A 25,374-nucleotide genomic window follows, 5' to 3' on the forward strand; every position below is an offset into this window, starting at 1 on the left:
CCGTACGCGGCCTAGGCCGACTGGTTCCTTCCCAGCCGCCAGCCGCCGATGGGCAGCTCGAGTGCGGACTCAGGCCCCCACGATCCCTGCGGGTAAGGCTCCACGGTGGGCCGATGCTCGAGGACCGGCTGGCAGATCTCCCACAGCCGCTCGACCTCGCGCGCACTGGTGAACAGGGTCCGGTCACCGTTCATGACGTCGAGGAGCAGCCGCTCGTACGCCTCCAGCGGCCCGGCGTCCGGCGTGTCCTCGGCGAGGTCGAGGCGGAAGACACCCTCGACCAGTGCCATGCCGGGGCCGGGGCGCTTGGCCCGGACGTCGATCTCGATCCGGGCCTCGTCGCTGAGCTCGATCACCAGCTCGTTGGGCTCTGCCCGACCGGGGTCCGCCGGCTGCAGCCACTGGTGGCGCGGGTCGATGAAGCGGATCGTGATCGTCCGACGCCCGGCGGCGAGCGCCTTGCCGGTGCGAAGGTAGAACGGCACCCCGCGCCAACGGTCGTTGTCGATCCACGCCTCGATCGCGACGTACGTCTCCACGTCGGAGTCGGCGGCGACGTCGGGCTCCTCGCGATAGCCGTCGTACTGCCCGAAGACCACGCGCTCGGGGTCCAGCGGCCGGACGGCTGCGAAGGCGGCGGCCTTCGCCGCGCGGATCGCGCCTTCCCGGAAGGCGTGCGGATCCTCCATCGCGACGAACCCGAGGAGCTGGCACAGGTGGGTGGTGACCATGTCGCGCAGGCAGCCGGTGCCCTCGTAGAAGCTGCCGCGGCCCTTGACGGTGAGCGTCTCCGGGACGTCGATCTGCACCGACTCGATGCTGTGCCGGTTCCAGGCGGGCTCGAAGAGACCGTTCGCAAAGCGCAGCGCGAGCAGGTTCTGCACGGCCTCCTTCCCGATGAAGTGATCGATCCGGAAGATCTGTTTCTCCTCGAACGCCTCGCTGAGCACGGCATCGAGCTCGCGCGCCGACGCAAGATCGGTGCCGAACGGCTTCTCTGCGACCAGCCGGCTGCGCGCGTTCAACCCCTCGCGGGCGAGCATCCCGACCATCGGCTCCACGGCCTGCGGCGGCACGGAAAGGTAGAGAAGCCTCTGTACGTCGCCCACCGTCTGCCCGCTTGCGAGCGCGAGCTGGTCCTCAGCCTCGTGCACCGCCTCGGCCAGCGCGGCGCCGTCCTCGGCAGAGGAGGCGACGAAGCGGATCCGCTCCAGCAGCGGCCCGGCGACGCTCTCGTCGACCTCTTTGACGAACTCGTTCAGCGCCTGGCGGACCTGGTCACGAAACTCGTCGTCGGTGCCGGGCGAGCGCCGCCCGCTGCCGATGATGGCGAGCTGGTCGGGAAGCCGCTTGGCGAGGGCGAGCCGGTACAGCCCGGGGAACAGCTTGCGCGCGGCGAGGTCACCGGTCGCGCCGAAGAGGACGAGTACGTGCGGAGCTGGTTTGGAGGACACATGCCCAGTCAACCACCCGCGGTCGAGGTGTCAGGGACTCCCACTTCGGCCGTCAGAGTCTCACCGAAACGGACGCGGCCGACGTCGCCCCGCCCTACGCTGAGTCACCACGCCGTGTTGGAGGCCGCCGGTGCATGCTCCCGATCAGCCCGTGACCGAGCGCCGCCCCGAGCTGGATGCTCTTCGCGCGCTGATCGTCGTCGGCCTGATCTTCTTCCACTCGGCCATGGTCTTCGACGCCGAGGGCGACTTCTACGTCAAGAACGACGCCACGACCAACGTGACCGCGGCCGCCGGACCGGTGGTGGTCTGGGCGATGCCGCTGATGTTCGTGATCGCCGGGGTCGGCGCGGCGATGTCGCTGCGGCGCCGCGGTGCCGGCGGCTTCGCCGTCGAGCGCGTACGCCGCCTCGGGGTCCCGCTGGTGTTCTCGGCCTTCGTGCTCCTGCCCCTGCCGCAGTGGCTCCGCCACCGGCAGGACGGCTCGGCGGAGTCCTACCTCGCCTACTGCCGGCGGTTCCTCGACGTCCATCTGAGCGTGTCGAACCTGCCCTTCCTCGTACGCGGCGAAGAGTTCGAGTCCGGCCACCTCTGGTTCGTCGTACTCCTCCTCGCGTTCTCCCTCGTGGTCGCGCTCCTGGTCGCACTCGTCACGTGGCGCGCCTCGAGCCGAACCTCGGCCTGGTCGGCGTCGACGGCTGCCGCGGTCGAGGCCCGCCCCGTACTGCTGCTGCTCCTGGCCCTACCGCTCGCTGCCGTCTGCGCGGTGTGGGGCCTCGAGGTGGAGTACGGCGGCTGGCACCGGCTCGCCTACCTCATCTTCTTCGCCGCAGGCGTTGTGATCGCCACCGATCCGCGGTTCCGCCCCGCGATGCGACGGATCGCCGTCCCGGCCGCCTGGCTCTGTCTGCCGTTGTTCCTGGCCAGCACGCCGGGCTTCTTCGGGACCGACGAGCCGTTCACGGCGATGGAGCCGCTCGCTGTCTGGGCTCGCGTCTGTTACGGCGCGACCGGCTGGTTCGCGGTGGTCGCGATCCTCGGCCTCCTCGACCGCCCGCGGCCCGCCACGCGACCGGCGGTCTCCTCGCGCCGATCCCGCCTGACGGCGTACCTCGGCGACGCCGTCCTCCCGCTCTACGTGCTCCACCAGCCGATCGTGGTCGCCGTCGCGTACGTCGTCGTCGCCTGGGAGCTTCCGGCCGTGGCCAAGTACGTGGTGATCGTCGCTGTCTCGCTCGCGGTGACCATCGCGATCTACGACCTGTTCGTTCGCCGTACCCCGGTCACGCGGTTCCTGTTCGGGATGCGGCCGGCTGCTTAGGGAGGACCAGGGACCGGAAGCTCTAGCTCGTAGGAACCTTGCTGGGGCGTCGGTCGGGGTGACGGAGCAGGTCGTCGACGTACTCCGCGAGCGGAACTGGGCCGCTTGCCATGAGGCCCAGCGGGACCTGAATCTCAGTCGCAGGTCCGGAGATGAGCAGCTGAACCTTCGGCTCAGGGGTGATCTCGACTCTGTCCAAGGCGTCCCACCGAGCTGACCATGCGCGGCGGTAGCCGTGGTAGGTGACCAGGTCGTGCGTGAGCACCAGGCGGTTCAGCCTGTACTTGCCCAGCAGCACCATGACGAGCACTGGCAGACACGCCAGTGCGACGAGGAACGAGACGACGAACATCGTCATCGAGCCTTCCTCGACTCCGTCGCGCACGACTGACACCCCGAGTGCGACCGGATAGAAGACGATGCCGATCAGCGCTATCAACAGCGCGAGTGCGAAGAACCGGGACCCTCGCAATACGACCTGGCCCGGGTTCTCTTCGATCACGAGGGCTTCGGAGCGGCGGCGTGCCATGCTCAGCACCAGCGCTGCGGTCGGAAGTAGAACGACGGTCGCCATCAGCACGGTAGCGATGCGAGCTGCGGTCGAGCCGGAGATCCAGAGGACCCAGAGGCCGAGCCCGAGCCCAGCGATCACCAGTGTGATGAGTACGTAAACGCGCACAACTGACTTCGACAGAACAGGCGGCGCGACGAACCGTCCGTCCGCGCTTCCTCGCGGTGAGTCAGTCCCAGAATGTGATGGCATCGCCCACTGCCTCCAGACCGTCATCGATCTTCTCGCGGGTCTCATCTGACACCCAGTTCTCGTAAGCGTATTCGGCAGCAAGGCCAACACCGATACCCACCACGGCTGCCCCGGCCGCGACAGCGATGACTGGCGCGCCGACACCGATCAGTGCGGCACCACCGACGACGGCGGCCGCGCCGAGAGCACCACCAGCCACACCGGCAGCTTCGCCGACAACGACCTTCGACGGGGACTCCCCGTTGGCGATCTCGGCGCCTGCAAACCCGATGGAGGCAACGGTTCCGATTACGGGAAGCCGTCGGGCAAAACGCTCTGCACCTTCGCCGAGGGCGTCCAACCCGCGAGCCGCTGCGCGGTTCCCCCGTACATCAGTGGCCTCGCCCGCAGCTCGTCGGCCGGGGTGTCCCGAGCGTCGGTTATCGACGGCTTCTGCTGCTTCACTCCGCAGACGGGCTGCCTCTCCGCGAGTGTGGTTCGCGTACTGGGTTAGCCGGCGTTCGTTGGCATCGAAGTACATCCCTGTCATCGCTGGCGGAAGTTTCTTGATGGCGGCGATCACGACATCCAGCGGTGATGGGCCGTCGACCGTGCTCCAGAACTTCTTGAGGTTCGAGTCGACCCAGTTCTGAAGATCTTTGTTGTCTTCCTCGACCTCTTTGGCGATCTCGTTGTAGAGCTCGATCTTCTTGTTCTGCGCCTCGAACTTGGCGTTCTTCTGATCCCAGGCGGCGGATTCCTCAGGAGTCGAACCCGCAGGAAGGTCGCCGGGCGATTCTGCGGGTGCCGGTTCGGTAATGGTCTCACCTGACAGAGCCAGGCCTCCGCCGCTTGCTCGCGTACGCCGGTCTGCCATGCGGTTTTGCACGGCCTCGAGTTTGTAGGCGTAGGCGTCGAACTTCTGGCCAGCTTCGCGCAGGTGCCCTTCTTGATGATCGGCGGCCTTGACGAGTTCGCTACTCAGCCCGCTGTACGCCTCGCCGGACTCGCCCTCCCAGCCGTCGCGCGCTTTGGAACGAGCCTGGTGGCTGTCCTCGCCGGCATCTGCGACCGCCGACTTGAGCGTCTTGCCGAGGAAATCAGCTGCAGAGCGGACCTGTGTTGGCTTGCCTGGTACATGAGTGTCGATCCCCGCCATCGTTAACCGTTCCTCGGGTGCTCGCCGCCAGCGTTGAGGCTGGATTCGAGGCGCCGTAGGGGACCGGCGGCCTCTTCGTCGGTCTGGTCCAGGTCCTTGACCACGCTGCTCACCATGTTTCCGACGGCCCCATTCGCGATCGAGAGCTGATCGGCATGCTCGGTCAGCTGGGCCAAGATGTCGCTGATGAGGGCCGACGCGATCCCTGCGTCGACCGATCCAGGCAAACTCGATGCGGTCTCCTCGATGCCCGAGGCCGCTTCCTTGTGGAGGGTCGCAATCCGTTCGCCGTCGCCAGGGTCGATGCGCAGCTCGCTCACTGGGCATCCCGCCTGAGTTCGTCGGGCAGGGGCTGGTCGATGACGATGACGTCGTACGGGCTGACCTTGTTGAGCTCGTCGAGCTGGTCGGTCTTGTAAAGGACCCAGGGCTGCTCGGTTCCGCAGCAGTCGGCCAGACGATCCAGCGCGGTGTACGCGAGCAGTGCGACTCGGCCGTCAAGCAGGCGTCGCATCTCGATTTCGACGGGCTCGCCATCGGCTCCGCCGCCGGGTGATGCGGGTAGGTACATGACCGGCGGGATCGCCTGACGTGTCTGTCCTTCGGCTTGCATGGAGCTGTCCTTCCGAGATCGTGGGGTGCTCTCCTACTCCTACCGCGTTGGCCGCAATCTAAACCAACGCGAGCATTCTTTACCTTATTGGTGGCCGATGAAGCGGGCCGAGGTCGGTGGCGGACCAGTCCAGAGTGGGCCGTTCTTCCGTAACGGGCGGCGGTTGGAGATACCTGAGACAGGGGACAGGGAGCCAGGTGTGCCTCGTTACAACCGCTGCGCCGCTAGGTTCCGCGAATGCGCGAACATGCATCCCGCGACGAGTCGCCGCAGCGCCCGACTGGTGATCAGGGCCGCAAGGAGATCCGTTACGACTTCATGACGGTCAACACGATCCGAGGTGCCGAGAATCGCGCTGCCGTGAAGTGGACGAGCCAAGGGTGGGAGCTTGTTGGCCAGGACTCTGGGACGCTTCGCACCCAGCTGACGTTCCGACGGGAGAAGAAGCCCATGAACCGACTCGTTCTGGTTGGCGGGATCTCAGCGGTGATGATCCTCATCGTTGCCGTCGTGTTGGGGACCATCAGCGAGGGCAACGACCCCGCGGCGACGTCGGCTGAGCCGTCCGAAACAGCAGGCGTCGAGGAATCTGCGCAGACGGAGCGGGCGACGCACAGCGAATCGAGCCAGCCGTCCGGTGATGGATCGGGTGGTGGGGAAGAGGGTGACACACCTGCCTCACGGAAGGTCCTTACGGTCAAGAACAGTCCGGAGCTCGCCCAGGCCTTGGCAGTGTCGGACTACTGCGATGCGACCGTCGCCGACTTCGCCTCCAAGTACGCCGATGTACCGATCGCTTTCAACGGCAGCATTTCCGAGATGACTCAGCACCAGGGCGCAACGACGCGCTACGACATTCTGGTCGCGCCCGGCGATGCCGGTGCTTCATCGACGGTGGGCCCAGCCATCCAGCTACGTGACGTTGGCGTGATCGATCTGAACCTGGTCGGCCCCAACGTCCCGCCTACTGTCGGGGTAGGAGACATGTTTCGCTTCAAGGCGACCGTTGGGAAATTCGACCCCGACTCTTGTCTCCTCACGCTATACCCTGTTGAGACCCGGTCCCGGTAACGGGCCTTTACCAGCACCGGCCCCAGGACAGCTCTGGGTACCTTCCGGAACACCGGCTTAGTTGTCGAAGGCCGGCATCAGTTCGCCGGCGATCCGTGCTGCTTGCTTGACCCGAGCGCCGGACGCCGACGAACCGGAGCCGTTGATGTACGGGTTCAGCGTCCTCGTGTGCCTGCCGGACGGGCTCTCGTCGCCTCCGAGCGTCGGCACCGGAACGGTGATGCGCTCCTCGACGCTGCAGGGCTATGGCGAGGCCGCGGGCTTCATTGGGTTCGAGAACCTTCCGATCGAGGACACCGAGCTCGTCCGCTGCGACGCGATCGTGGTCAGCGCGGTCCAGGGCACCGCCGCGGGGGTCGTGTTCTTCGGCTTCTGGCGCTTCTATCGGCTGTCCTGATCGGCCTTTCCGCGCGGCGTACCGTGGGTTTCCTGAACCGGACCCGCTTGAGGCGGCCCTATGAACACGACATCACCCTGGAGCGTCGCCGCGGCGCTCACCGCTCTCGGTGCACTCGTGCTGGCCGGGTGCAGCACTCCGGAGGGCGACATCGACGCGCCGGTCTCGGTCACCACGTCGCCGGCAGGCCCGCCGCCTTCTCCGTCCACTTCGTCGACGGCGCCGCCACCTTCACCCACCGAGACGCCGCTTTCCTCCGACGGCCGGCCGATGCGCGGGGAGTTGTTTATCCCGCGCATCGGCGTCACCGACCTCGTGGTCGTGCCCTACCGCGGCTGGACCGATGACGCACACGGCACCGAGATCCAGAACGGCGGCGTCGCGGCCAGCCCGCACGGTCCTCGTGGGGGCACGGGGCCGGGTGGGATCGGCAACTACCAGGTGACCGCGCACCGGCTCTCATCCACACGGGCGTTCCTAAGGCTGCCCGAGCTCGAACGAGGCGACCGGGTCCGGGTGCGCACCGAGGAAGCGACGTACGTCTATCGCATCACCGGCACCCGGGAGACGTCGTTCCGGTCGGCAGCGTCGCTGCGCGCGCAGCGCGCCGCCGTACCAGGCAAACCCGGCCAGGAGCCCACCCGCGCGATGATCACGCTGTCGACCTGCGCCACTCCTGAGGACCACGCCGCTGGCAACTACTGGTCCGACGAGTTCGACAATCCCGAGCATCGCATCGACAAGATCGGCGTCCTCGTGGCCGTGCGGTGAGTGCCGCCGTCAGTGACCGTCCAGGTCCCGGCGCTGGTGCATGCGCCCGTCCGCATCGAGCTCGATGACGGTGTCGATGCCGATCCGCTCCAGGAAACCGTGGTCGTGGCTGACGACGAGCAACGCGCCGCGGTAGGCGTCGAGGGCCTGGGCGAGCTGCTCGACGCTGGTGATGTCGAGGTTGTTGGTCGGCTCATCGAGGATCAGCAGCTGCGACGGCGGGTCGGCGAGGAGGAGGCGGGCGAGGGAGACGCGGAAGCGTTCGCCGCCGGAGAGCGTATGGACCGGGCGGTCGACGCTGTCGCCCCGGAGGAGGAGCCGGGCGAGCTGGTTGCGGATGGTGCCGGGCGACAGATCCGGCGCCACGCTGCGTACGTTCTCCATCGCGCTGGCCTCGTCGTCGAGTCCGTCGAGGCGCTGGGGGAGCAGACCGACCAGGTCGGTGAGCAGCCGGCCGTGGGGCCGACCCGGCAGCGGATCGCCACCCTGAACGAGCTGGTCGAGAAGCGTCGACTTGCCGGAGCCGTTGGCGCCGACGAGGGCCACTCTTTCTGGCCCCTGGATCACGACGGTCCGGCCCTCGTCCTCGAGCTCCGCGATCCGCCGGCCGCGGGGCACGCCGGGGTCGGGGAGGGTGAGATGGATGTGCTCCTCGTGGCGTACGCGGGCACCGGCTGCGTCGACGGCGGCCTGGGCGGACTTCACCTTGTCGTCGAGCGTCGAGCGGAGCGATCCGGCCGACGCCTGGGCCTTGCTGGCACGGTTGCCAGCCAGGATCTTCGGGATCCCGCCGTCCTTCTGGGTCTTCTTCGCGGTCCGCTCGCGGCGGGCGAGCTTCGTCTCTGCCTCGATGCGCTGCCGCTTCTCTACCTTGAGCGCCTGCTGCGCGGAGCGGGCGGCCTGCTCGGCGGCCGCCGCCTCCTGCTCGCGGTGTTCCTTCCAGGCGCTGTAGGGGCCGCCGAACGTGGTCAGGGTCGCGGCGTACAGCTCGGTGGTGCTGTCCATGTGCTCGAGCAGCTCGAGGTCGTGGCTGACGATCACGAGCGTTCCCGGCCACTGGTCGACGAACTCGGCGAGCTTCGCGCGGGTGGCTCGGTCGAGGTTGTTCGTGGGCTCATCGAGCAGGGTGATCGGGGTGCGGCGGATGCGCAGACCGGTGATGGCGATCAGCATGCTCTCGCCGCCGGAGATCTCGGCGACGCGACGGTCGAGGTCGGCGGCGGAGAAGCCGATCTGATCCAGCGCCTCGTCGGCTCGGGACTCGATGTCCCAGTCGTCGCCGATCGCGTCGAAGTGGCGTTGGTCGACCGAACCGTCCTCGATCGCCCGGATCGCGGCGAGGATGCCGTCGATGCCGAGCAGTTCGGCGATCGTCGTCTCCTGCCGCAGCGTGAGCGTCTGGGGCAGGTACCCGACCTCGCCACCAGTGTCGATCGTCCCGGAGGTCGGTGACAGCTCGCCGGCGATGAGGCGGAGCAGGGTGGACTTACCGGCGCCGTTGCGGCCGATCAGGCCGGTCCGATCAGTGCCGAAGGTGCCGTTGACGCCGTCGAGCGCGACGGTGCCGTCAGGCCACTCGAAGGTCAGGTTGCGCAGGGTGATGGCAGATGTGGTGGACATCGCGATGTTCTCTCTTCTCGTCCGTCGGTCGCCGAAAGAAGGCGCGACGGAAAATCGACGAAATGGCGAAGTGCACCGCGACGTCGACCGAGGGGTCGTGGTCACGCGTTCGCAGCTGCGAACGTGCCGGTGAGAGTTACGCGGAGATATCACCACCCAAGAAGGGCGGGCTCACGCGCGTACGTCAGGCGACAGCCACCGGCAGTGCGGCGGCTAGAACTTGTCCACCTCGATCAGTCCCACGCCCTCAGATTATCAGGCGGTTCGCGGGCGATAGTCTGTGGAGGAGGTTCGAGACCGACGGTCCGGGCATGGCGAGGATCGGTCAGGGGAGTGGTGGACATGGTGGCGAGTCGTTCGGCACGGGAGCGGAAGGCCGCAGCTGAGGCGGGTCCGCTGGCGAAGGTGAAGATCGACATCGGCGAGGACGACCAGTTCGTCTACAAGGTTGCCTGCACGGTCTGCACGGTGAAGGGCGACCGGCCGTGGTCCACCTATCGCGCCGGTGAGGACAACGGTTACATGGCCGCGATGGACCGCTGGATCTTCCACCTCAAGGAGAAGCACCCGGACGCCGACGCGCCCTGCCTGGCCTACCTGCCGGCCGCTCAGCAGCGCCTGCACGAGCGCCGCGTCGCGGCCGAGTCCCGGGGCTGAAAACCACCAGACGAGAGGTTGTCATGACTGAGCCGACCTCACTTGCTGATGTGCGTGGCCGGATCGACGCGCTGGACGAGCAGCTGACCGAGCTGCTGACTCGTCGCCAGCAGCTGGTCCGGGCGGCGGCTGCGTTCAAGAACGACGGACAGGCCGTACGCGCCCCCGACCGGGCCAACGCAGTGATCGCCGCTGCTCGCGAGCGTGCGGTCGCCGCGGGCCTGGCACCGCAGGTCGCCGAGGAGATCTGGCGCGCGATGATCGGCGCATTCACTGCGTACGAGCTCGATCGGCATCGCTAAGGACACGGCGACCGGTAGGGCGCAACTGCAATCCTGTCGCTCAGGGTCCTTGCACGGTCTCGACGCGAGATCCATGGTGGGTACAGAGGTGGGTCACCTCGGCCTGTACGACAACCACCACGAGAAGAGGCAGCACCATGTCTTCACACACCTACCGCGTCACCGAGATCGTCGGAACCTCCGAGGCCGGACTCGACGACGCCATCCGCAACGGCCTCAGCCGCGCTTCCCAGACGCTGCGTCACCTGGACTGGTTCGAGGTCACCCAGATCCGCGGCCACGTCGACGAGGGCGACATCCAGCACTTCCAGGTCGGGCTCAAGGTCGGCTTCCGGATGGAGGACGACTGACGGGACCGCGTACTTCCAAGATCTACGCCGTGTCGCGGGGGAGCACGCCCGGCCCTTCGCGGAGCTCGAAGACGAGCAGCGTCTCGGTCTGCCGGACGACGCGGTGGACGGTCACGTGCTGGAGCACGAAGTCGCGCAGGGCCTCGGCGTCCTCGACGGCGACGTAGAGGTGGAAGTCGTCGGCACCGGCGACGTGGAAAGCCTGGATGACGCCCGGGGTCCGGACCAGGTCGTCGTACAGCTTCTCGACGTGCTCCTTGCTGTGGCTGCCGAGGCGGACCTTGATCACGGCCTGCAGCGGGTAGCCGAGAGCACGGGTGTCGACGTCGAGGCGGCGGCCGGTGATGACGCCGTTGTCGCGCAGAGCCCGCAGCCGGTAGGCGCAGGTCGACTCGGCGATCCCGAGTCGCGTCGCGAGGGCCTTGTTGGTGAGCTCGGGGTTGTCGCTGAGCTCGCGCAGGATTCCGCGGTCGACTGAGTCGAGGGCGGCTGCAGGGGGTTGTATTTTCGCCAACTGGGACACCCTTGATCACTAGTGCGGTTGCTCGAAATGGGCAAGATCAGGCATCCGTTGGGCCGTTCACCGATAGATCTGGCCAGATCTTGTGGTTCTCGCCACTATCGTCGCATGCCGCTTGCGAACTCCCACCTCGACTCGATCGCCGTCCACGCCGGACGGGAAGACCTGGCGATGCTGGGCGTCCACGCCCTTCCGCTCGACCTCTCCTCGACCAACCCGCTCCCCGACATCGAGCGGGGCGGGGCCTCGTACGAGGCGATGGCGACCGGCGGTGAGCCGCTCGCCGACGGCGGGTTCGTCTACCAGCGGCTGTGGAACCCCACCGTCGCGCGGTTCGAGTCGGCGCTGGCGCGGCTCGAGCAGGCCGAGACGGCGGTTGCGTACGCCTCGGGCATGGCGGCCATGACCGCAGCGATCATCGCGAGCACGTCCTTCAGTGGCAAGCGGCACATCGTGGCGGTCCGCCCGCTGTACGGCGGCACCGACCACCTGCTCGCCTCGGGCCTGCTCGGCGTCGAGGTGACGTTCTGCGCCGAGGACGAGGTCGCCGCCTCGGTCCGGCCCGACACGGCGCTGGTCGTGCTGGAGACCCCGGCCAACCCGACCCTCGACCTCGTCGACATCGCCACCGTGGTCACCGCCGCCGGCGACGTACCGGTGCTCGTCGACAACACCTTCGCCACCCCGGTGCTGCAGAACCCGCTCGCGCTGGGGGCGACGATGTCGCTGCACAGCGCCACCAAGTACATCGGCGGGCACGGCGACGTGGTCGGTGGCGTGATCGCCTGCGACGAGGAGACCGCTTCGCGGCTCCGCCAGGTCAGGGCCATCACCGGCGGCCTCCTGCACCCGCTGGGCGCCTACCTCCTGCACCGCGGCCTCTCGACCCTGCCGACCCGCATGCGGGCCCAGCAGGCGGGCGCGGTCGAGATCGCGGCCTGGCTGCAGTCGCACCGGGAGGTCGAGCACGTCTACTTCCCAGGCGAGGACGACGACCGCGGCCTGGTCGGCAAGCAGATGAACGGACCCGGCGCCATGGTCACGATCGCGCTGCGCGGCGGGTACGAGGCAGCCGCCCGCCTGACCTCCTCGGTGCAGCTCTTCACCCACGCGGTCTCGCTCGGCGGAGTCGACTCGCTCGTCCAACACCCCGCCGGCCTCACTCACCGCCCGGTCGCTGCCCACGCCAAACCGTCAGCGAACCTCGTACGCCTCTCGATCGGCCTCGAGAGCCCGGAGGACCTGATGGCCGACCTCGACTCCGCCCTCTCGGCAGAGTCTGTGCCTCCCACTCATGCCGCCGGGTCTGATGACCCCACCCGCCCATCATCCGCGTTCGCCTGAGGGGTGGCTTTCGATGTGGTGCAGCACTTGAGTGCTCAGTGCTACACTTGAAGCATGCCAACTGCGCGTGCACGCCACACGGTGACCGAGACTGACGAGGTTGCCTCCGCCCTTGCGGCAGCCGCGAAGCGCTGGCCAGACGACAGAGACCGTCCGGCCCGGCTCCTCCTTCGCCTGGTGCGAGCGGGTGAGGAAGCAATCGCTGATGACGAGGCGCACAAGACCGCTGAGCGCCGACGTACGATCCGCGAGACCAGCGGCGTCATCACAGATCCCGATATGACCGCATCTCTCGAGGAGCTCCGAGACGAGTGGCCGGCGTGATCGCGCTGGATGCAGCGTTTCTCATCGCCCATCTCAATGCAGCCGATGCCCATCACCAGGCAGCATCCGACCTCCTCGACGAGAACGCCGACCAAGACCTGATCATCGGTCCGCTCAACCTTGCCGAAGCACTGGTGGCTGCGACTCGGTCAGGACATCTCGCGGCCACGCAGCAGGCAATCGCACGTCTGGCTGTGCGCGAGGTTCCCTTCCCGGGCGACGCCGCTACTCGCTTGGCCCAAATGCGCGTCGACACCGGAAGCAAGATGCCCGACTGTTGCGTATTGCTCACCGCCGAGCAGGAGTCGGCGTCGATCGCGACCTTCGACGAACGCCTGAAGAAGTCGGCTTCGATGCTGGGTATCAACACCATCTGACCGTGGTCGCTGTAGGGATGAACGGTCTACGAGACCACCGAAGCGGGATTGGTGCTCAGCACCCGCTGCGCCAGCGAGGTGGTCGCCTGGACACCGAGGAAGCCGACGACCCGGGCGACCCGGTCCAGGTCGAGGGGGAGGAGGCCCGGGGTACCGGGGATGTCCGGCGTGAGCCGGAGGTCGAGGTCCTCGTGGCAGGTCATCATGCGGAGGTTGAAGTCGTAGCGCGATCGTGCGCCGGGAGCAGAGAGCGCGCGGACGACGCGCGCGGAGATGCGGCGGGAGCCGGTGTCGGCGGCCCACCGGTCGAGCACAGACGTCACCTCACGACCCGAGTTGTCGTCGATGTCGGACCAGACCCGCTCCATGGGGCCGACTTGGTCGAGGAGCGCGGCGGCGGTCTTCTCCCCGATGCCGCTCACCCCGGGTAGGTTGTCGCTGGCATCACCGCGGAGCGCGGCGTACTCGAGATAGCGCGTGGCCGGCACGCCGTACATCGCATACAGCCGGGCGGGATTGAGCAGCGGTGAGCCGTTGATGCCGCCGTTGATGAGCCGCAGGACCTGGGTGTGGTCACTGATCAGCGCGAACGCGTCGCGGTCGGAGGTGATGACGACGCAGTTCCAGTCGTTGCGGACCGCCCAGGCCGCTGCAGATGCGTTCACGTCGTCGGCCTCGAGGCCCGGGGGAGTGAGGGTTGCGAGTCCGAGGGCGTCGAGCATCGCACCGGCCCGGCCGAGCTGCTCGACAAGCATCGGGTCCTTCTCGGCGCGCCCGGCCTTGTAGTCGGGATAGGCGTCCCTGCGTACGGACGCGGTGCGGTCATCGAGGCCGAAGAGCACCGCGTCGGGCGCGAAGGCGTCGATCGAGTCGAGGATCTGCCGCAGCATCCCGTGCAGCGCCCATGCCGGCCGCCCGGCACGGTCGATCATCCGGGTGTGCGCCCGGGCGTGGTGGTTGCGGTGCAGCAGGGACGGGGCATCGACGACCAGCAGGAGGCGGCGCGGCGAGCTGTTCATCGACATCGCGCCCATCGTAGGGGTGGAGGTCACCGCCGGTCGGAATCGATGCGTGCCATCACCGGGGTGGCGAGGATCCCGTGGATGAGGACAGAGGCGACGACAGTGAAGGCGACCGTCGACCACAGCCAGTCCTGGGCCAACGTCTGGTCCTCGCCGGCGGCGTACGCGAGGTAGTAGATGGACCCGATGCCGCGGACTCCGAAGAACGCCACGGTCCAGCGTTCAGGCCGGGTGAGCGGGACCGTGCCCTTGCCCCGAGTCGGCCATGGGGCCAGTGCCAGGATCCCCGCCGCCGGTCGGACCACCAGGATCAGCGCCAGCCCGATGGCGACGCCTCGCCAGTCCAGTGCGTCGAGCAGGCCTCGGGTGAGCGCGATGCCGAGGATCAGCAGCACGAAGAGCGTCAGCATGCGCTCGAGCCGCTCGGCCACCTCGTGCATCGCGGCGTGGTAGTCGTGGGACCGCTCGGCCGAGCGGAAGGAGATGGCGCAGACGAAGACGGAGAGGAAGCCGTAGCCGCCGAGAACCTCGCCGACGCCGTACGACGCGACCAGTGCCGCGAGCGCGAGCAGCGACTCGCCTCGTTCTGCCACCCGCAGGGCACGGTTGCTGGAGCGGAACGCGACGTAGGCGAGCACCTTCCCGACCACGACTCCGGCGAGGACGCCGATCGTCACCTTCGCCACCAGGTAGAAGCCCACCCACTCCAGAGCCCAGTTCGACACGGCGCCCTCGGTCGCGAGCAGGATCGCGGCGTAGACGAACGGGAAGGCGAGACCGTCGTTCAGACCGGCCTCCGAGGTGAGCGTGAACCGGAGCTCGTCGCTCTCGTCGACCTCGTGGCCACCGGTCTGCGGGCCGGCGACCTGGACGTCGGAGGCGAGCACCGGATCGGTGGGCGCCAGCGCTGCGCCCAGCAGCAGCGCGACCGCGGGCGGCAGACCCGCGGCCCAGCCGAGGATCGCGACCGCGGCGATGGTGAGCGGCATCCCGATCGCCAACAGCCGCCACGTCGGGGACCACTGTCGCCAGCTCCTCCAGCTGCGGACCTCGAGCGGGCGGTCGATCGCCAGCCCCACACCCATCAGCGCCACGATGACGACCAGCTCGGTGGTGTGCTCGATCACGGCCCGGTTGTCCTGCGGGTCCAGCGGCAGGCCGTCGGGAAGAGGGGTCAGCCCGATCAGCATCCCGACCCCGACCAGCACCATCGGTGCCGAGATCGCCCACCGGTTGAGCAGATCGGGGAGCACGATCGCCAGCAGCAGACTGGCGCCCGCCACCACGTAGGCAAGGTCCGCAGTCATGGCTACTCGCCCCGTTTCGTCGCGTAGGGAGGGTGCGCTCGGACGGTCTTCTGGCACCTAGGTTACGTACGAAGCAGCCCGACCGAGCCTGACCGACTCGCCGAACGGGTACCTGGGGCACATGCGAGCGATGTGGCAGGACCATCCCGTGACCCCGACCCCGGACCCTTTCCCCGACGACGACCGGTTCGACGATGTCGTGGTGGGCGCAGGCATCACCGGGCTGACGGTCGGCCTGATGCTGGCACGTGCCGGGCGCCGGGTCGGCGTCGTCGAGGCACGCCGGGTGGGTTCGGGCACCACGGGTCGTACGACGGGGAAGCTCTCGCTGCTTCAGGGGACGAGGCTCTCCCAGATCCTGTCCGCGCAGTCACGCGGGGTCGCCGAGGCGTACGTCGACGCGAACCGCGAGGGCATGGAGTGGCTGCTGGGGTTCTGCGCGGAGCACGACGTCCCCGTCCAGACCCGCGACGCGGTGACCTATGCGAGCGCCGACGACGAGCTGGCCAGCGTCTGCGAAGAGCATGAGGCGGCCGGCTCGCTCGGTCTGGACGTACGCTGGACCGACGGTCTCGACGTCCCGTTCCCACTCGTGGGGGCCACCGTGCTGGCGGACCAGGCCCAGTTCGACCCGATGGACGTGCTCGGTGCCCTCGCCACCCAGCTCCGCGGCCACGGCGGGGCGGTGCACGAGGGCCGGCGGGTGATGGGCGTGTCCGGGCGGGGGACGCCCGAGATCACGCTCGACGACGGGCGCGTGCTTCGCGCCGAGAACGTCGTGCTCGCGACCGGGGTGCCGACTCTGGACCGTGGGCTCTACTTCGCCAAGGTCGAGCCGAAGCGTTCCTACCTCCTCGCCTTCGAGGGAGTCGAGCCGCCGCCGGCGATGTACATCTCGGCAGCCGCATCGAGCAGGTCGATCCGCGGCGTACCCGGGGATGCCACCACCGGGCCGCGGCTCCTCGTCGGCGGCGCCGGGCACGTCGTCGGCCGCACCGAGTCCGAGCTGACCCGCATCCACGAGCTGCGGGAATGGACGGCGCACCACTTCGACGGGGCCGTCGAGACGCACGCGTGGTCCGCCCAGGACTACGCCTCCCACGACGGGATCCCGTTCGTCGGCACCCTGCCCCGCGGCGGCGGACACATCTACCTGGCCACAGGTTACGACAAGTGGGGACTGACCAACGGGGTGGCCGCGGCGCGAACCATCGCCGGCCAGATCCTGGGTTCGACGCCCAGCTGGGCGAAGGTGCTGGGCCGGCGGATCACGCGCCCGCGTGGGGCGGTCCGCATTGCGTCGCTCAACGTCGGTGTCGGTCTGGCCGCGACCCGTTCGCTGGTGCGGGCCGAGGCCTCGACGGCGCACACCCCCGCCGCGGACGGCGTCGGGGCCGTCGGTCGTGATGGCGTCCTGCCCGTCGGGACCTCCACCCTGGAGGGCCGTACGTGTAGCGTCGTCGCGCTCTGCACCCATCTGGGCGGCGCGCTGCGCTGGAACGACGCGGAGAAGAGCTGGGACTGCCCCCTGCACGGGTCCCGTTTCTCCGCCAGCGGAGAGGTTCTGGAGGGGCCCGCCACCAAGGCACTCGCTCAGCGCGACGTGCCGCCCGAGGCTTGAACCGAAGCACTCACCGAAGCGCCTCCTCATCGTCGGTCGATCGCGGAGACTCCAGGCACCGTCGGATATTGGTCACGATGCTCCCGGCGGTGAAGAGCTCGTCGTCCGAGGAGTGGCCCACGCGTACGGCATGGATCTGGTCGACGAGGCCGGCAAGGGTCTCGCGCGCGGCCGCCTTGGCTCCGGGGTCCACGGTGCGCCCGTCTCCCGACTCCACCAGGTCCGCGAGGGCGAGCAGTGCTCGCGCGGTCGCGGGCCGCAGCCGTGGGCCGAGCCCGACGAGGTCGTTCCCGGCGCGCTCCTCCTCCTCCAGCAGCTGGGTGAGATGCTCCACGAGGACGCACACCCGCTCGAGGGTTCTGGCCTGCTCGACCTGGCTCTCCAGGACGGCTTGGTGGTGTGCCCGACGCCTGTTGGCTCGGGACGCGTCGAGGACAAGCTCCCTCGCGTCGCGCATGCGCTGCAGAGCGGGCTCCAGCTGGTTCCGGCGATCACTCCACTGTGTCTCGGTCGGCGGTCCGTCTCCTTGTAGCGCAAATGCCAGCTGGCGGAGCTGGGCGATCACCTCTGCCCGGACATCACGGATAGCCTCTTCTGCGGGCCCGAGAGGCAGCTGAGGAAAGAGCACGATCGCGACGACGCCGATAGCGGCTCCGATGAGCGTGAGCCCGCCGTAGGCGCTTACGAACGCAACGGGATCATCGGCTCCGATGATCAGTACGAACAAGGCTGCCGTGGGGACCCATTGCCCCATGCCGCCGAGCCAACGCCAGTTCACCGCCATCGTCCCCACGCCGATCACCAGCGCCGCTGTCCACGCGGTGGGAGCCATGACCATCGCCGTGGCCAGCGCGATCGCCGAGCCCAGCCAGATGCTGACGATGCTCTGGACGGCGTTGCGAACCGAGCCCATCACGGTCGATGACATCGCCACCACTGCGCCCAGCGGCGCGTAGTAGGGGAACTCGCCGGCCGGGCCCGGAAAGACGGCACCGACCCAGAAGGCGACGGCCCCCGCGCCAGCCGCCCTCAGGGCCAGGCCCCAGGGCAGTCTGCGTGCGCGCGCCCGGAGGTGGGCCGTCCGTTCCGCGGGGGACACGGACATCGGTGTCAACGGGCGCATGGCCGTGGAGGAAGAGACATGACTCGAGCGGTACCCCGGGCGGTACGGGTTCATGACACAGACGGTTGTCTCGCCCGACGTCCCTGCTGCCCGAGCCTGCTCGGGCAGCAGGCCCGGGCAACAGGAACGTCGAAGTGGTTAGGCCGAGATGATCTCGGCCGGCTTGGCCGCCGCGGTCATCGCGTCGTCGAAGAACTCCTTGAGGTGGTCGCAGAGCGCGATGACCTGAGGGTGGTCGGCGAACATGAAGTCGTTGTGCCGCCCGTCGATGGGGTAGAGCGTCTTCGGTGAGGAGGCCGCCTCGAACAGCGCGAGCGCTTCCTCGTAGGGGTGGAGGGAGTTGCGCAGGCCGTGGCCGATGAACAGCGGCATCGGCGCGGTCCTGGACACCACCGCGTCCACGTCCAGATCGAGGACGGACTCGGTGAGCTGGATGCTCGTGGGGTGCCCGAAACCGTAGACCGAGGACAGCTCGTTCTGCACGTAGTCGTCGGTCGCGGGGTCGAGCGGGTAGTGCTCGAAGGTGTCGGCGAGCTTGACCTCACCGTGAACCACTCGACGCACGCGGTCCTCCTCGACATCCTCGAGGATGCGTACGAACCGGTCGTAGGTGTGGATCGACTTCAGCCACCGCTGCCCGTTGTAGAAACCGTTCAATGCCGCGACGCCCGCGACCTTCGGGTCCTTCTCGGCCGCGAGGACGACGTTGGCGGCGCCCATGCCCCAGCCGACGAGCCCGACCCGCGCGGCGTCGACCTCGTCCTGCGCACGCATGAACGTCAGCGCGTTGCGGATGTCCTGCACCTGCTCCTCGATCAGCACGCGACCCTTCTCGCCCTCGCTGTCCGCCATCCCGCGGTAGTCGAAACCGAGGCAGATGTACCCGCGCTCGGTGAGCCTGGTTGCGAACATCTTCGGGTAGAAGTCGTTGAACCCCTGGTATCCCGAGTTCACGATCAGGGCCGGGTAGACGGCGCCCTCCACGTAGTCGTCCGGGTAGTAGATGCTGCCCTGCAGGCGGCTGCCCTCGCTGTGGAAGACGATGTCCTTCTTGATCACGACGCTGTCCTTCTGTTTCTGTCCGGGCCCAGTCGGCGGCGGGCCGCAGTTCGCGACCACTATGTGGAGATAGGTGCGTAGTTCGCAACAGAACGATGCAAGAAATGCAACGCACTCATTCCCCTGGTACGCAGCGACGCCAGTTGCAGTTTCTGCAACGTCGTATTGCACTACCCACAACGTGACGGAGATCATTCACGCCATGTCCGAAGCCAACGACAGCGCAGCCGCCAAGATCGTGGCCCTGCTCGAAGCCCTCGCGGATGTCGATTCCGATGAGCGAAGCGGTCTGACCGTCGCTGCGCTGGCGAGAGCTCTGGGCCGTGACAAGTCCGTCATCTCGCGCCAGCTCAAGCCGCTGGTCGAGGTCGGCCTCGTCGAGCGCGACGCCGAGGGACGCCACACCTTGGGGTGGCGACTCTTCGCGATCGCGGCCCATGCCGGCGATCAGCGCCTGCTTCTGCTGGCGCCCCCGGTGATGCGCCGGCTGACGCAGCTGGTGCGAGAGCGCGTCCACTTCAGTATCCAGCGGGGGGACGAGGCGATGACCATCCTCTCCGAGAGCCCGCAACGCGCCGTCGAGGCGGTCAGCTGGGTGGGTCGTACCACGCCGCTGACCTGCACCTCTTCGGGACGCGCGCTGCTGTTCGACCACAGCGAGGACGAGATCCGATCCGTGTTCGCGGACAGCTTCCACGTCGGTGCGGGCCGACAGGCGCCGGCCGACATCGATGACATGCTCCGGCGTCTCCAGCGAGCCAAGGCCCAGGGCCTGGCGATCGTGGAGGGTGAGTTCGACGACGACATCAGCGGAATCGCGGCGCCGGTACGTGACGTACACGGCCGGATCATCGGAGCGCTCAACCTGTCCGCCCCCAGCTACCGCATGAAGGACATCAAGGTCTCCGCCGCCCGCTCGCTGCAGAACGCGGCGGCCCACCTGAGCGGCCTGCTCAGCTCGCCGCCGACGTCTCGCGCCGGGTGACACGGACGCCGCCCTGCCCACCATCCGACCCCACCTGAGGAGCCCCATGCCCCGCCTTGCCCTTCCCCCTGACCGCCAGGTGCCGTCATGAGCCTCGCCGATTACGTCGCCGAGAACTCGGAGCGCCTCGTCTTCCTCACGGTGCAGCATGTCGAGATCGTGCTGCTCTCCGTGGGCCTGGCGACCGTGATCGCTGTCGCCGCCGCGGTGTTGACCGAACGCTCCCCGCGCGTGCGAAGCGTCTTGCTGTCGGTGACGGGAACGCTGCTGACGATCCCTTCCTTCGCGCTGTTCGGCCTGCTCATCCCCATCGTGGGGCTCGGTCTGGTTCCCACGACGCTGGCCCTGACCACCTATGCGATCTTCCCCATCCTGCGCAACACCGTCACCGGACTCGAAGAGGTCGACCCTGGCGTCGTGGACGCGGCTCAGGGGATCGGCATGGGCGTGTGGCGAAGGCTCTTCCTCGTCCGCCTCCCGCTCGCATGGCCGGTCATCCTCAACGGCGTGCGCGTCGCGACCATCATGGTCGTCGCCATCGCCGCGATCGGAGCGGCTGTGCGGGGCCCCGGCCTCGGCGAGCTGATCTTTCGGGGACTGGCCCGCATCGGCGGCGCCAACGCCCTCAACGAGGTCCTCGCCGGCGTACTCGGGGTCATGCTCGTCGCCCTCGTGCTGGACATCATCTTCCTGCTCATCACCAAACTGACCACCCCGCGAGGCCTTCATGTCTGAGAACACCCCAATGATCCGGCTCCGTCAGGTCTGCAAGCGCTACCCCGGGACAGCAGCCGACGCCGTACGACCGCTCGATCTGGAGATCAACCGAGGCGAGTTCGTCGTCCTGGTCGGGCCGTCCGGCTGTGGCAAGACGACCACGCTGCGCATGATCAACCGGCTCGTGGAGCCCACCTCGGGCGAGATCTGGATCGACGGTCAGGACGTCACCCACACCGATCCGGACGAGATGCGCCGACACATCGGCTACGTCATCCAGCAGGTCGGTCTCATCCCTCACATGACGATCGCCCAGAACGTCGGGCTGGTCCCCAAGATGCTCGGCTGGGACAAGACCCGGATCCGCGAGCGGGCCGAGGAGCTGCTCGAGCTGGTCGGTCTCGAGCCCGCCAAGTACGCCAAGCGCTACCCCAAGCAGCTCTCCGGTGGGCAGCAGCAGCGGGTGGGTGTCGCCCGTGCGCTGGCTGCCGACCCGCCGGTCATGCTGATGGACGAGCCGTTCGGCGCCATCGACCCCGTCACCCGCGACCGGCTGCAGCGCGAGTTCCTCAGGCTGCAGTCGCAGATCAAGAAGACGATCGTCTTCGTCACCCACGACATCGACGAGGCAGTCAAGCTCGGCGACCGCATCGCCATCTTCGCCGAGGGCTCGCGGCTCGCCCAGTTCGCCACTCCGCTGGAGATCCTGACGAATCCGGCAGACGACTTCGTACGTTCCTTCATCGGCGAGGGGGCCGGCCTTCGGCGTCTCGGGCTGCTCCGGATGGCCGACCTGGCCGCGGAGCGGAGCGAGGTCACCTCGGTCCCGGGCGCGGGTCGGGACGTGCTGGAGGTGCAGAACGACGACACCGTCGCCCAGGCTCTCGACCGAGCCATGCTCGCCGGTGCGACCCATGTGGTGGTGCCCGGTGGCCGACCGGTCGCCGTGCAGGACCTCGTCATGGCCGGCACGAACAGTCGTACGGCTGGCGCCCCGCTGATCGGTGAGGGGGTTCCGGAGTGACCGCCGCAGTCATCGACGAGGCCTCCACCGCGCCGGCGGGCCCAGGCGAGAGCCCCCTCACCCGCAGGGCCTGGCGATGGCAGCTGCCGATGATCGCACTGGCGCTGGCGATCGGCCAGCTCGTCTGGGTGCAGTACGCCAGTCTGGACTCCGTCGAGTCGCGGGCGCTGGCGCAGAGCGAGGTGCTGGCCAACCTGTGGGAGCACATCTGGCTCGTCCTCGTGTCCACCATCGTCGTGCTGGTGATCGGGATCCCGCTCGGCATCTGGCTGAGCCGGCCGTCGGCGAAGCTTCTGCGGGGCCCTGTGCTCCTGGTGGCCAACGCCGGTCAGGCAGTGCCCTCCATCGGGATCCTGGTCCTGCTCGCGCTGATCTGGGGCGTCGGCTTCAACATGGCCGTGATCGCACTCGTCATCTATGCCCTGCTGCCCATCCTCCGCAACACGATCGTGGGCCTGCAGCAGGTCGACCCCTTCATCGTCGACGCCGCTCGTGGCATGGGCATGTCCAAGGGCGAGATCCTCCGCAAGGTCGAGCTCCCCCTTGCGGTGCCCGTGATCCTCGCCGGCGCCCGGGTGTCGCTGATCCTGAACGTGGGCGTCGCGACCCTGGCGACCTACACCAACGCCGGTGGGCTCGGTGACCTGATCGAGCGCGGCATCGTGCTCAACCGCATGCCCATCCTCATCACCGGGTGCGTCCTGACGATCGCACTCGCCCTTCTCGTCGATTGGCTGGCCGGCATCGCCGAGCAGGTCCTTCGACCGCGAGGACTCTGACCCGACGACGTCGTGGACCCGGTGACGGACCACAGGAGAACGAACCATGAAACTCATCCACGCAGCGGCGACGACGCTCGCCTGCGTCTCCCTGTCAGGCTGCGCCCTGACCCAGCCGCCGCCCAGCGACGTCGAGCCCGGGTCGTTGGCCGAGTCGGCCGACCTCAGCGGTGTCGAAGTGACCGTGGGCGGCAAGGAGTTCACCGAGCAGCTGGTGCTGTGCGAGCTCACCGCTCTGGCCCTGGAGTCGACCGGCGCCAAGGTGAACCGCAGCTGCGGCATGTCCGGCAGCAGCACGGTCCGCGACGCTCTCGAGGGCGGTGGCATCGACCTGTACTGGGACTACACCGGCACCGGCTGGCTGACCCACCTGGGCGAGTCCGAGCTCATCACCGACCCGAAGCAGCTCCACCAGCGTCTGGACGCGGCCGACACCGACCGCAACAAGATCTCCTGGCTGCCGCCTGCCTCGGCGAACAACACCTACGCGGTGGCGGTGGCCGACCAGACCGCCGAGAAGCTCGGTGTCTCGACCCTGTCGGACTATGCCGCGCTCGCGCAGAAGGACCCCGAGCAGGCGAGCTTCTGCGGAGCGGCCGAGTTCCTCGGCCGCGACGACGGCTGGCCGGGTCTGGAGCAGGACTACGGCTTCGACCTGCCCAACAAGCAGGTTGCCGAGCTGGCGATGGGCGCCATCTTCAAGAGCGTCGACGACGGGAAACCCTGCGTCTTCGGTGAGGTGTTCGCGACCGACGGTCGCATCGACGCGCTCGGCCTGACGGTGCTCGAGGACGACCGGAGCTTCTTCCCGGTCTACAACCCCGCCGTCAGCGTCCGTACGAAGTTGCTCGAGGAGCACCCCGAGGTCGCCGAAGCGCTGGCGCCGGTCGCGCAGGCGCTCGACGATGCCACGCTGCGCAAGCTGAACGCCGAGGTCGACGTCGAAGGGCACTCCCCGGAGCTGGTCAGCGAGGACTGGTTGAGAAGCAAGGGATTCGTGAAGTGAGCCATCTGGGTGCCTCGCGCGGGGATGCGAAGAGCACTCTTCGCATCCGGGTTCTCCAGACCGATCCCCAGCTGGGAGACGTCACCGGGAACCTGGAGAGGCTCGAGAGCCAGATCGCCGAGTGTCGCGACGTGGATCTGGTGGTCACACCGGAGCTGGCGACCCACGGCTACCACCTGGGGGATCTGCCGGACAGCGCCCCGCTGAGCCGTCATGACGCGCGGCTCGCGCGGCTCGGGAGTCACGGTCCCACCGTCGTGGTCGGGTTCGTCGAGCAGAATCTCCACCTCGTCCACAACGCCGCGGCCGTCCTCGGACCGGAGACGCTGGGGGTGCAGCGCAAGCTCTACCTCCCGACGTACTGGCGTTGGGAGGAGCGCAAGCACTTCACGCCCGGCACCGAGCTGGAGCGGCACGACGTCGCCGGGGTCCGGCTCTCGGTGATCATCTGCAACGACCTGTGGCAGCCGGTCGTCCCATGGCTGGCGGTTCACGCCGGCGCCGAGGTGCTCGTGGTCCCCGTCAACAGCGTCGTATCAGCGGTCGGCAGCGACACGGCGAAGGTGTGGGAGACCATCCTGCTCCACGCCGCGCTGACCCTGCAGTGCTACGTGGTCTTCGTGAACCGGGTCGGGACAGAGAGCGGCAGCACCTTCTGGGGCGGCTCGCGGGTCATCTCCCCGGAGGGCGAAGTCCTGGAACAGCTGGATGACGAGCCGGGGGAGTTCACCGTGGACCTCGACCTGGAGAGACTGCGACGGCTCCGTCGGGAGTGGCCCCTGCTGAGCGAGAGCCGCGCCGAGTTCGTCACCAGCGCCGCGGGGAACCTCGCGAAGGGGATCAGCTGAGATGTTCGACTCACACGTGCACGCCGCGCCCGACGTGCTCCCACGACTCGGCGACGACCTCGCCATCGGGCAGACCTACCTCGACGCCGGCTACAGCGGGTTCGTCCTCAAGGGACACTACGAGCCCACGGTGGGGCGCGCCCAGGCCGTGGCCCGGGCGACCGGACTGCGGGTGTACGGGGGAGTGGCGCTCAACCAGCACGTCGGCGGCATCAACCCCGCGGCGGTCGCCGCGGCTCTCGGCGCAGGTGGCCGGGTCGTCTGGTTCCCGACCGCTGACGCGCACACGCAGAGGACAGCCGGGCTGCCACGTCTGCACGACCAGGATCCGCGACTGCCCGACAGCGTCTACGGTGTGCCGCCGGTCGACCCCGCCGGCGAGGAGCCCGCGGAGCAGGTGCTGCGGCTGATCGGTGAGGCGGACGCCGTCCTGGCCACCGGGCATCTCAGCGGCCCCGAGTGCCACTGGCTTGCCAGCCGGGCCCCGCACCACGGCATCGACCGGGTGCTGTTCATCCACCCCTCGTACACGGTGCCGGGGCTCGGGCCCAGCGAGATCGCCGAGCTCGCCGCGACCGGCGGGCACATCGAGATCACCACCTACCAGCTCCTCCACCAACCGGGATGCACCCCCGAGATGCTGGCGGCGGTGGCCCGTGCGGCCGGTCCGAAGCTGGTGCTCGCCTCAGACGCCGGGCAGCAGGACACGCCCAACCCGCCCGACGCGCTGCAGCTGCTCATCGACACCCTCGCCGCCGAGGGGCTGGACCGCTCCTGGCTCCTCGACGCCGCCTCCACCGTCCCCGAGGCGCTCTTCAGCCCCCGCTGACCCCACCCGACGACCATCCACTGCCTCCGAGG

Annotated in this window: 29 protein-coding genes; 18 read left to right on the forward strand and 11 right to left on the reverse strand. The window is 68.4% G+C overall.

The window, feature by feature from the left end; translation table 11 throughout:
* Positions 1–11: 11 nt before the first annotated feature.
* On the reverse strand, positions 12–1,454 hold the full coding sequence (gene zwf / locus BJ988_RS08135; protein WP_179657568.1) for a glucose-6-phosphate dehydrogenase: 1,443 nt from the start codon (positions 1,452–1,454) through the stop codon (positions 12–14).
* A gap of 130 nt (positions 1,455–1,584) precedes the next feature.
* Here zwf and BJ988_RS08140 point away from each other — a divergent pair, with 130 nt between their 5' ends.
* A complete protein-coding gene (locus tag BJ988_RS08140) occupies positions 1,585–2,775 on the forward strand; it encodes an acyltransferase family protein (RefSeq protein ID WP_343051534.1) in 1,191 nt (396 codons plus the stop codon).
* A gap of 22 nt (positions 2,776–2,797) precedes the next feature.
* Here BJ988_RS08140 and BJ988_RS08145 read toward each other — a convergent pair whose 3' ends face one another.
* The 4 genes from BJ988_RS08145 to BJ988_RS30115 all read right to left on the reverse strand — a co-directional run bounded on the left by BJ988_RS08145 (position 2,798) and on the right by BJ988_RS30115 (position 5,289).
* Entirely contained in the window at positions 2,798–3,427 is a 630-nt protein-coding gene (locus BJ988_RS08145; protein ID WP_218860673.1) for a hypothetical protein, read from the reverse strand.
* A gap of 88 nt (positions 3,428–3,515) precedes the next feature.
* Positions 3,516–4,676 (reverse strand): hypothetical protein, encoded by a 1,161-nt coding sequence (locus BJ988_RS08150; RefSeq protein ID WP_179657570.1) that lies wholly within the window; start codon positions 4,674–4,676, stop codon positions 3,516–3,518.
* A gap of 2 nt (positions 4,677–4,678) precedes the next feature.
* The gene (locus BJ988_RS08155) at positions 4,679–4,996 is read right to left on the reverse strand and encodes a hypothetical protein (protein WP_179657571.1); all 318 of its coding nucleotides are present in this window, start codon (positions 4,994–4,996) and stop codon (positions 4,679–4,681) included.
* The gene (locus tag BJ988_RS30115; protein WP_218860675.1) at positions 4,993–5,289 is read right to left on the reverse strand and encodes an SAV_915 family protein; all 297 of its coding nucleotides are present in this window, start codon (positions 5,287–5,289) and stop codon (positions 4,993–4,995) included. The genes BJ988_RS08155 and BJ988_RS30115 overlap by 4 nt, the downstream gene beginning before the upstream one ends.
* Before the next feature lie 237 nt (positions 5,290–5,526).
* Between BJ988_RS30115 and BJ988_RS08165 the strand changes: the two genes are divergently transcribed.
* The 3 genes from BJ988_RS08165 (at position 5,527) to BJ988_RS08175 (ending at position 7,528) form a co-directional block, all read left to right on the forward strand.
* Entirely contained in the window at positions 5,527–6,360 is an 834-nt protein-coding gene (locus BJ988_RS08165) for a DUF4839 domain-containing protein (RefSeq protein WP_179657572.1), read from the forward strand.
* A 106-nt stretch (positions 6,361–6,466) separates the two neighbouring features.
* A complete protein-coding gene (locus BJ988_RS30350; RefSeq protein ID WP_179657573.1) occupies positions 6,467–6,757 on the forward strand; it encodes a hypothetical protein in 291 nt (96 codons plus the stop codon).
* Positions 6,758–6,817: 60 nt separating this feature from the next.
* Positions 6,818–7,528, forward strand: a complete 711-nt coding sequence (locus BJ988_RS08175; RefSeq protein ID WP_179657574.1) for a sortase domain-containing protein — start codon at positions 6,818–6,820, stop codon at positions 7,526–7,528.
* Between the two features lie 9 nt (positions 7,529–7,537).
* Here BJ988_RS08175 and BJ988_RS08180 read toward each other — a convergent pair whose 3' ends face one another.
* Positions 7,538–9,148: an ABC-F family ATP-binding cassette domain-containing protein gene (locus tag BJ988_RS08180; RefSeq protein ID WP_179657575.1), complete on the reverse strand. Its 1,611-nt coding sequence runs from the start codon at positions 9,146–9,148 to the stop codon at positions 7,538–7,540.
* A 342-nt stretch (positions 9,149–9,490) separates the two neighbouring features.
* Between BJ988_RS08180 and BJ988_RS08185 the strand changes: the two genes are divergently transcribed.
* The 3 genes from BJ988_RS08185 (at position 9,491) to BJ988_RS08195 (ending at position 10,457) form a co-directional block, all read left to right on the forward strand.
* On the forward strand, positions 9,491–9,805 hold the full coding sequence (locus tag BJ988_RS08185; RefSeq protein WP_179657576.1) for a hypothetical protein: 315 nt from the start codon (positions 9,491–9,493) through the stop codon (positions 9,803–9,805).
* 23 nt (positions 9,806–9,828) lie between these two features.
* Positions 9,829–10,107 carry a chorismate mutase gene (locus BJ988_RS08190; RefSeq protein ID WP_179657577.1) on the forward strand — a complete coding sequence of 93 codons (279 nt, stop codon included), beginning with the start codon at positions 9,829–9,831 and terminating at the stop codon, positions 10,105–10,107.
* A 137-nt stretch (positions 10,108–10,244) separates the two neighbouring features.
* Entirely contained in the window at positions 10,245–10,457 is a 213-nt protein-coding gene (locus BJ988_RS08195) for a dodecin (protein WP_179657578.1), read from the forward strand.
* A 22-nt stretch (positions 10,458–10,479) separates the two neighbouring features.
* Here BJ988_RS08195 and BJ988_RS08200 read toward each other — a convergent pair whose 3' ends face one another.
* Positions 10,480–10,980, reverse strand: coding sequence for a winged helix-turn-helix transcriptional regulator (locus BJ988_RS08200; protein ID WP_179657579.1), 501 nt, complete (start codon positions 10,978–10,980; stop codon positions 10,480–10,482).
* 105 nt (positions 10,981–11,085) lie between these two features.
* Here BJ988_RS08200 and BJ988_RS08205 point away from each other — a divergent pair, with 105 nt between their 5' ends.
* The 3 genes from BJ988_RS08205 to BJ988_RS08215 are packed head-to-tail and all read left to right on the forward strand — an operon-like array spanning position 11,086 to position 13,022.
* Positions 11,086–12,321 carry a trans-sulfuration enzyme family protein gene (locus BJ988_RS08205; protein WP_246321435.1) on the forward strand — a complete coding sequence of 412 codons (1,236 nt, stop codon included), beginning with the start codon at positions 11,086–11,088 and terminating at the stop codon, positions 12,319–12,321.
* Positions 12,322–12,375: 54 nt separating this feature from the next.
* Positions 12,376–12,645: a hypothetical protein gene (locus BJ988_RS08210; protein ID WP_179657580.1), complete on the forward strand. Its 270-nt coding sequence runs from the start codon at positions 12,376–12,378 to the stop codon at positions 12,643–12,645.
* Complete coding sequence (locus BJ988_RS08215; RefSeq protein WP_179657581.1) at positions 12,633–13,022, forward strand: PIN domain-containing protein; 390 nt, start codon at positions 12,633–12,635, stop codon at positions 13,020–13,022. Before BJ988_RS08210 ends, BJ988_RS08215 begins: the two co-directional genes overlap by 13 nt.
* 26 nt (positions 13,023–13,048) lie before the next feature.
* Here BJ988_RS08215 and BJ988_RS08220 read toward each other — a convergent pair whose 3' ends face one another.
* Both BJ988_RS08220 and BJ988_RS08225 read right to left on the reverse strand, forming a co-directional pair.
* The gene (locus tag BJ988_RS08220) at positions 13,049–14,047 is read right to left on the reverse strand and encodes a 5'-3' exonuclease (RefSeq protein WP_246321436.1); all 999 of its coding nucleotides are present in this window, start codon (positions 14,045–14,047) and stop codon (positions 13,049–13,051) included.
* A 23-nt stretch (positions 14,048–14,070) separates the two neighbouring features.
* The gene (locus BJ988_RS08225; RefSeq protein ID WP_179657582.1) at positions 14,071–15,351 is read right to left on the reverse strand and encodes a cation:proton antiporter; all 1,281 of its coding nucleotides are present in this window, start codon (positions 15,349–15,351) and stop codon (positions 14,071–14,073) included.
* A gap of 148 nt (positions 15,352–15,499) precedes the next feature.
* Here BJ988_RS08225 and BJ988_RS08230 point away from each other — a divergent pair, with 148 nt between their 5' ends.
* Positions 15,500–16,972 carry an FAD-dependent oxidoreductase gene (locus BJ988_RS08230; RefSeq protein ID WP_218860677.1) on the forward strand — a complete coding sequence of 491 codons (1,473 nt, stop codon included), beginning with the start codon at positions 15,500–15,502 and terminating at the stop codon, positions 16,970–16,972.
* Positions 16,973–16,982: 10 nt separating this feature from the next.
* On the opposite strand, the gene BJ988_RS08235 is transcribed toward BJ988_RS08230, so the two are convergent.
* Together BJ988_RS08235 and BJ988_RS08240 are read right to left on the reverse strand one after the other, a co-directional pair.
* Positions 16,983–18,077, reverse strand: a complete 1,095-nt coding sequence (locus BJ988_RS08235; RefSeq protein ID WP_179657584.1) for an FUSC family protein — start codon at positions 18,075–18,077, stop codon at positions 16,983–16,985.
* Positions 18,078–18,233: 156 nt separating this feature from the next.
* Positions 18,234–19,154, reverse strand: a complete 921-nt coding sequence (locus BJ988_RS08240) for an alpha/beta fold hydrolase (RefSeq protein WP_179657585.1) — start codon at positions 19,152–19,154, stop codon at positions 18,234–18,236.
* Positions 19,155–19,356: 202 nt separating this feature from the next.
* On the opposite strand from BJ988_RS08240, the gene BJ988_RS08245 reads away from it, so the two are divergent.
* The 7 genes from BJ988_RS08245 to BJ988_RS08275 all read left to right on the forward strand — a co-directional run bounded on the left by BJ988_RS08245 (position 19,357) and on the right by BJ988_RS08275 (position 25,342).
* Entirely contained in the window at positions 19,357–20,139 is a 783-nt protein-coding gene (locus tag BJ988_RS08245; RefSeq protein WP_179657586.1) for an IclR family transcriptional regulator, read from the forward strand.
* 87 nt (positions 20,140–20,226) lie between these two features.
* Positions 20,227–20,874, forward strand: coding sequence for an ABC transporter permease (locus tag BJ988_RS08250; RefSeq protein WP_179657587.1), 648 nt, complete (start codon positions 20,227–20,229; stop codon positions 20,872–20,874).
* Positions 20,867–21,880: an ABC transporter ATP-binding protein gene (locus BJ988_RS08255; RefSeq protein WP_281365472.1), complete on the forward strand. Its 1,014-nt coding sequence runs from the start codon at positions 20,867–20,869 to the stop codon at positions 21,878–21,880. The genes BJ988_RS08250 and BJ988_RS08255 overlap by 8 nt, the downstream gene beginning before the upstream one ends.
* Positions 21,877–22,659 carry an ABC transporter permease subunit gene (locus BJ988_RS08260; protein ID WP_218860679.1) on the forward strand — a complete coding sequence of 261 codons (783 nt, stop codon included), beginning with the start codon at positions 21,877–21,879 and terminating at the stop codon, positions 22,657–22,659. The genes BJ988_RS08255 and BJ988_RS08260 overlap by 4 nt, the downstream gene beginning before the upstream one ends.
* A gap of 46 nt (positions 22,660–22,705) precedes the next feature.
* On the forward strand, positions 22,706–23,665 hold the full coding sequence (locus BJ988_RS08265; RefSeq protein WP_179657588.1) for a glycine betaine ABC transporter substrate-binding protein: 960 nt from the start codon (positions 22,706–22,708) through the stop codon (positions 23,663–23,665).
* Positions 23,662–24,513 carry a nitrilase-related carbon-nitrogen hydrolase gene (locus tag BJ988_RS08270; RefSeq protein ID WP_218860681.1) on the forward strand — a complete coding sequence of 284 codons (852 nt, stop codon included), beginning with the start codon at positions 23,662–23,664 and terminating at the stop codon, positions 24,511–24,513. Before BJ988_RS08265 ends, BJ988_RS08270 begins: the two co-directional genes overlap by 4 nt.
* Position 24,514: 1 nt before the next feature.
* A complete protein-coding gene (locus BJ988_RS08275; RefSeq protein WP_179657589.1) occupies positions 24,515–25,342 on the forward strand; it encodes a DUF6282 family protein in 828 nt (275 codons plus the stop codon).
* Positions 25,343–25,374 lie beyond the last annotated feature (32 nt).

It is taken from the genome of Nocardioides panzhihuensis, assembly GCF_013408335.1.
Taxonomy (GTDB): domain Bacteria; phylum Actinomycetota; class Actinomycetes; order Propionibacteriales; family Nocardioidaceae; genus Nocardioides; species Nocardioides panzhihuensis.